General features: G+C 73.1%; 2 protein-coding genes. Both read left to right on the top strand.

Annotated features, from left to right (window positions below; genetic code table 11):
* Positions 1–2,488 (top strand): M1 family aminopeptidase (locus VF665_RS02370; RefSeq protein WP_331051793.1); only part of this gene is annotated, 2,488 nt, incomplete at its 5' end.
* Positions 2,485–6,090 carry a hypothetical protein gene (locus tag VF665_RS02365; RefSeq protein ID WP_331051792.1) on the top strand — a complete coding sequence of 1,202 codons (3,606 nt, stop codon included), beginning with the start codon at positions 2,485–2,487 and terminating at the stop codon, positions 6,088–6,090. The genes VF665_RS02370 and VF665_RS02365, both read left to right, overlap by 4 nt.
* Positions 6,091–6,111 lie beyond the last annotated feature (21 nt).

The raw sequence follows: 6,111 nt of genomic DNA, 5'->3' as shown, positions 1-6,111 counted from the left end.
GCTGGCCGATTCCGCCCCGGTGCCCGACTGGGTGCCGCTGGCCGGAAAGATGACCGCGCTGGCGGCGCTTCTCCTGATCCTGAACGCGGTGCTGATGGCCTCCGGCCTCACCGCGCAGGCAATGCAGGGCTGGTACGCGTTCCAGCCCGCCCTGTACCTCAGGATCCTGTTCGGCATCCAGTGGGTGGAGCAGCTGCAGTTCGCCGTGCTGGCGCTGCTGGCGCACGTGGTGGCCAACCAGAAGTACGCGGGGCACGTGGCGGCGGTGGCCCTGTACGTCGGCACGCAGCAGGCGCGCTCGCTGGGGATCGAGCACAACCTGCTGGTGCATGGCTCCGATCCCGGGTGGGCGTGGTCGGACCTGAACGGCTTCGGGCCCACGCTGGCGCCGCTCGTTGCGTTCAAGCTGTACTGGGGCGCGTGGGCGGTGCTGCTGGGAATGGTGGCGCTGCTGGCGTGGGTGCGGGGCACGGAGGGCGCGCCGGGCGCCCGCATGCGGCGGGCGCGGCGGCGGCTGACCCCGCGCGTGGCTGCCGGCACCACCGCCGCCGCCCTGCTGGTGGCGGGGACGGGCGCGTTCGTGTATCGCAGCACCAACGTGCTGAACGAGTACCGCACCGACTGGGAGGCGGAGGAGCGAAACGCAGGGTACGAGCGGCTCTACAGGCGGTACGAGCACCTGGCGCAGCCCACGCTGGCGGCCATCCGGATGCGCGCGGAGCTGTATCCCGAGCGGAACGCGGCGATGGTCCACGCCGTGTACCGGCTGGTGAACCGCACCGGCTCGGCCATCCCCTCCCTCCACCTCTCCACCGTTCCCGACCGCGCCGTCACGCTGCGCGGCGTTCGCCTGGACCGCCCGGCGCGCGCCGCGAGGGAGGACGCGGAGCACGGGTACCGCATCTACACCCTGCACCCCGCGCTGCAGCCCGGCGACTCCCTGCGCGTGGAGCTTGACCTGGCGTTCGCGCCGCGCGGATTCCGCAACCGCGAAGTGCTGAACGGAAGCACCCCGATGGTGGGCGAGTTCAGCCACTTCCCCGGCACGCTGCTCCCCGCCATCGGCTACCAGAGCGGAAACCAGCTCACCGGCGCCCGCGTCCGGCGCGAGCACGGGCTGGCGCCGGCGGAAATCCGCCCCTCCATCCACGACCCGCGCGCGCTGCGCGTCCCCCGCATCGGCCGCATTCAGCTGGACGCCGTCGTGGGGACGCGCACCGGGCAGACGGCCATCGTTCCCGGGCGGCTGCGGCGGGCGTGGACGGAGAACGGCCGGCGCTACGTCCACTATCGCACCGAGGCGCCCATCCTGAACGCGTTCGCCGTGCTCTCGTCCGCGTACGCGGTGCGCGAGGGGGCGTGGACGGACCGGGCGACGGGGCGGACGGTGCAGATCCGCGTTCTTCACCATCCCGCGCACGCGCTGAACGTAGACCGCCTCGTCCGCATCGCGCGCACCGCGCTGGACTACTACTCGGCGCAGTTCGGCCCGTATCCGTACGGGGAGCTGGCGATGGTGGAGATCCCGCGCTACTCCAGCGGCGCCCGCGCCTACGGCGGCATGGTGCTGTACTCGGAAAGCTCGCCCATGGCCGCGGCGCGGATGGAGGCCGGCGATCCGGCCGCCGTGGACGACCCCGCGCTGATGCTGGCAGCGCACGAGATCGGGCACCAGTGGTGGGGGCAGCAGGTGATGGGCGCCAACGTGCAAGGCTCGCAGGTGCTGTCGGAAACGCTGGCGCAGTACGGCGCGGCCATGGTGCTGCAGCACACCCGCGGCCCCGCCGCCGCGCGCAGGATGGTGGCGCGGATGCACGAGGACTACCTGGTGGGCCGCGGCCGCCACGAAGCGCCGGAGGTGCCGCTGATGCTGTCCACGGACCACCAGTACTTGCACTACGACAAGGGCGCCGTGGCCATGTACGCGCTGCGGGAAGCCATCGGCGAGGCGCGCGTCAACCGGGCGCTGCGCCGGCTGGTGCAGACGCAGGGCGGCGCGGGGCCGCCGTACGCCACCACGCTGGACCTGCGGCGCGAACTGCGGGCGGTGACGCCGGATTCCCTCGCGTGCCTGCTGGATGACCTGCTGGGCGCCATTACCCTGTGGGACCTGCGCGCCACCGCCGCCCGCGCGGAGCCCGCCCCCGGCGGCGGCTACCGGGTGACGCTGGACGTGCACGCCGCCAAGCTGCGCTCCGACAGCATCGGCAACGACACCGAGGTACGGATGGATGACCGGGTGCAGATCGGCGTGTTCGCCGAATCCGCCGAGGGCGACGGGCTGGGCGCGCCGCTCTACCTGGCGTGGCACCGCGTCCGCTCCGGCGCGCAGTCCATCACCGTCACCGTCGCGGGCCGCCCGGGCCGCGCCGGCATCGACCCGTACCACCTGCTGATGGCGCGCCACGGCGAGGCGCTGCGGGACGCCGGCGTAAAGACGGCGCGGGTGCAGATCGCCGGCGCCGCCGCGCGCGGAGGTGCCCGGTGAACCGCGCGCTGGAGATCTTTCGCCTGGAGGCGGGCTGCCAGGCGCGGCGGTGGCCCGCCTGGCTGTACTTCGCCCTCCTGCTCGCGGTCACGTTCCGGCTGGCAACGGAGGGGAGCACGGAGAACGCGCGGGCGGGCGGCTGGTTTCTGAACGCGCCCTTCGTGATCGCCTCCGTGACGCTGCTGGGCTTTCTGATGGGGCTGCTGGCCACCGCCGCGCTGGCGGGCGAGGCGGCCACGCGCGACGTGCAGACGCGGATGGCGCCGCTCGTGTACACCGCGCCCGTGAGCCGGGCGTCGTACCTGGGCGGCCGCTTCCTGGCCGCGTTCACCGTGAACGCGGGGGTGCTGCTCGCCCTTCCCGCGGCCGCGCTGCTCGCCGCCCTTCTCCCCGGCGCGGACCCGGCGCTGGCCGGCCCGTTTCGCCCGGGCGACTACCTGCGCGCGTACGTCCTCTTCGGGCTGCTGAACGCCTTCGTCACGACGGCGCTCCTGTTTGCCGCCGCCGCGCTCACCCGCCGCGCCATCGCCAGCTACGTGGGCGCAGTGGTGCTGCTGGCCGGGGCGATGTTCAACTGGCTCTACGTGGGGCGCAAGCTGGGGGAGTGGGCGCTTGCCAAGGTGCTGGACCCCTTTGGCCTGGCGGTGATGAGCGAGATTTCGCACGGCACCACGGCCGCGCAGAAGAATACGCTCTCCCTGGCGCTGGACGGCCCGCTGCTGTGGACGCGGCTCCCCTGGCTGGGGCTCGCGCTCGCCGTACTGACGGTGACGCTCTGGCGCTTCCGCTTCGCGCATCCCGTGGCCGGTCGCGTCTGGCGCCGCGGCGCGCGGGGGGACGCAGACGCGCCGGTGCGGGGCGCCGTGCCGGCCGCACCCCGGGTGGCGCGGGTGTTCGGCGGGAGGACGCGGGCGAGGCAGGTGCTCGTCATCGCCACGGAGGCCTTCCGCGCCGTCGCGCTGGGGTGGGGCGGGCTGGTGATGGCGGGGCTGGCCGTGACCGTCGTGTTCACCGGGCCGGAGATGATGGAGCACATCGGCGTGCCGCTGTATCCCGCGACGGAGCACATCGTCTCGTACTTCGGCACCCCCGGCGACCTGCTGTGGATGGTGGGAACGCTGCTGGCCGCCTTCTACGCGGGGGAGCTCGTGTGGCGGGAACGGGAAGCCGGCCTGGGCGAGATCGCCGACGCGGCGCCGGCGCCGGAGTGGGTTTCTCTGGCCGGCCGGCTGCTGGGGCTGGGGCTCGTCCTCATGGCCATGCAGGCGCTGATGGCGGTTGCCGCGATGGCAGTGCAGGCCATGCTGGGCTACTGGCGCTTCGAGCTCGGCGTGTACGCGCGGCTGATGTTCGGCGTGCAGCTGGTGGACTACCTGCTCTTTGCCGTGCTGGCGCTGGCCGTGCACGCGCTGGTGGACCACAAGTACGTGGGGCACCTGATCGTGGTGCTGCTCTACTCGGTCAAGGCGTTCGCGGGGGAGTTCGGCATTGAGCACAACCTGCTGATCTACGGCTCCGATCCCGGGCTGCAGTACTCGGACATGCGCGGGTTCGGGCCGGAGCTGGCGGGATTCGCGTGGTTCAAGCTGTACTGGGGCGCGTGGGCGCTGCTGCTGGCGGTGGCGGCGCGCCTGCTCTGGGCGCGCGGGACGGAGCGCGGGCCCGCCGCGCGGCTCCGGATGGCGCGCCGGCGCTTCACCCGGCCCGTGGTCCTGACGCTGATGACGGCAACGGGGCTGGTGGTGTCGCTGGGCGGGTTCGTGTTCTACAACACCAACGTCCGCAACGAGTACGCGACGGCGGACGAGCGGGACGCGCGCCGCGCGGAGTACGAGCGGCGGTACGGGCGCTTTCGGGATGCGCCGCAGCCCGTGCTGGCCGGCACCACGCTGCGGGTGGAGATCCATCCCGGCCGCTCGGAGGTGGAAATCCGCGGCCGCTACCGCCTGGTGAACCGCACGGCGGTGCCCATCGACTCCATTCACGTGGCGACGGACCGGGAGGCGGAGACGAGCGGTGTGCGCTTCGACCGGCCGGCCCGGCGCGTGCGGGCGGACGCGCGGCTCGGCCACACGATCTACGCGCTCGCCACCCCGCTCCGGCCGGGCGACTCGCTGGCGATGAGCTTTCGCGCGGCGCTGCGCCCCAACGGGTTCGCGAATCACGGCACGGAGGGGTCCGTGGCGGCAAACGGGACCTTCATCACCCCGCACGAGTGGCTTCCCGCCATCGGCTACCAGCCCGCGCGCGAGCTGAACGGGGCGGGGGAGCGGCGCGTGCAGGGGCTCCCGCCGCGCCCCGCCATTCGCTCCCTTTCCGACACGGCCGCCCGGTACGACCTCCGGGACGCGCAGCGGATGACCTTTGACGCCACCATCGGCACGGTGGCGGGGCAGACCGCCGTGGCGCCGGGCAGGCTGGTGCGTACGTGGACGGAGCGCGGGCGCCGCTACTTCCGCTACGTCGCCGACGTCCCCATCCGGAACGACTACGCCGTGTTTTCCGCGGCGTACGCGGTGCGCGACGCGCGGTGGAATCCGCCCGGAGGCGGCGGGCCGCGTGTGGACATCCAGATCATCCACCATCCCGCGCACGCGTGGAACGTGGAGCGCATGGTGCGGGGCGTTCAGGCGTCGCTGGACGATTTCACCACGCGGCTCGGCCCGTATCCGCACGGCCAGTTGCGCCTGGTGGAGCATCCCGGCCGCGGAACCAGCCTGCATGGCGCGCCGGTGAACGTGTGGTACACGGAAGGCTTCTCGCTGCTGAATCCGGCGGCGGACCGGCGCGACCTGGACTTTCCCTTTGCCGTCACCGCCCATGAGATCGCGCACCAGTGGTGGGGCAACCAGCTGTCGCCCGCGGAGGTGGAGGGCGGGGCGCTGCTGACCGAGAGCCTGGCCTGGTATTCGGCAATGGGCGTGGTGGAACGGACGTACGGGCCCGAGCACCTGGGCCGCTTCATGGACCTGCTGCGCGAGATGTACATGGACCCGCGCCCGCAGGCGGACGTGCCGCTGCTGCGCTCCTCCGACTGGTTCACCGCGTACCGCAAGGGCCCGTTCGCCATGTACGCCGTACGCGAGTACGTGGGCCACGCGCCGGTGGACGGCGTGCTGCGGCGCCTGATCCAGACGCACGGGGCGGGGCGGGCGCCCCTCCCCACCTCGCTGGACCTGTACGCCGGGCTTCGGTCGGCGGCGCCGGATTCGCTGCGGTATCTACTGGCGGACCTGTTCGAGGCGAACACCTTCTGGGACCTGGAGACCCGGCGCGCGGTGGTGGAGCGCGCGTCCGGCGGATGGCGGGTCACGATGGAGGTGCGGGCGCGCAAGTTCGTCGTCGACACCGCGGGGCGGCAGACGGAACGGCCCATGAACGACCTCGTCGAAATCGGCGTGTACGCGCCCGGTGCGGAGGGACGGCCCGGCGCGGAGCTGTACCGCCGCATGCACCGCATCCGCGCCGGCGAGCAGCGCATCACGGTCACGGTGCCGCGCGAGCCCGCCCTGGCCGGCATTGACCCGCGCCACCTGCTGATCGACCCCGACGGCGGCGACAACCTCGCGGCCGTCACGCGGGCGGAAGCCGGCCCGCGCTGACCCGGGGGGGCGAACCGAAAG

The sequence above is a fragment of the Longimicrobium sp. genome (assembly GCF_036387355.1).
Classification (GTDB): Bacteria; Gemmatimonadota; Gemmatimonadetes; order Longimicrobiales; family Longimicrobiaceae; genus Longimicrobium.
The sequence above is the reverse complement of the archived record's forward strand: the minus strand, read 5'-3'. Positions and strand labels throughout refer to the sequence as shown.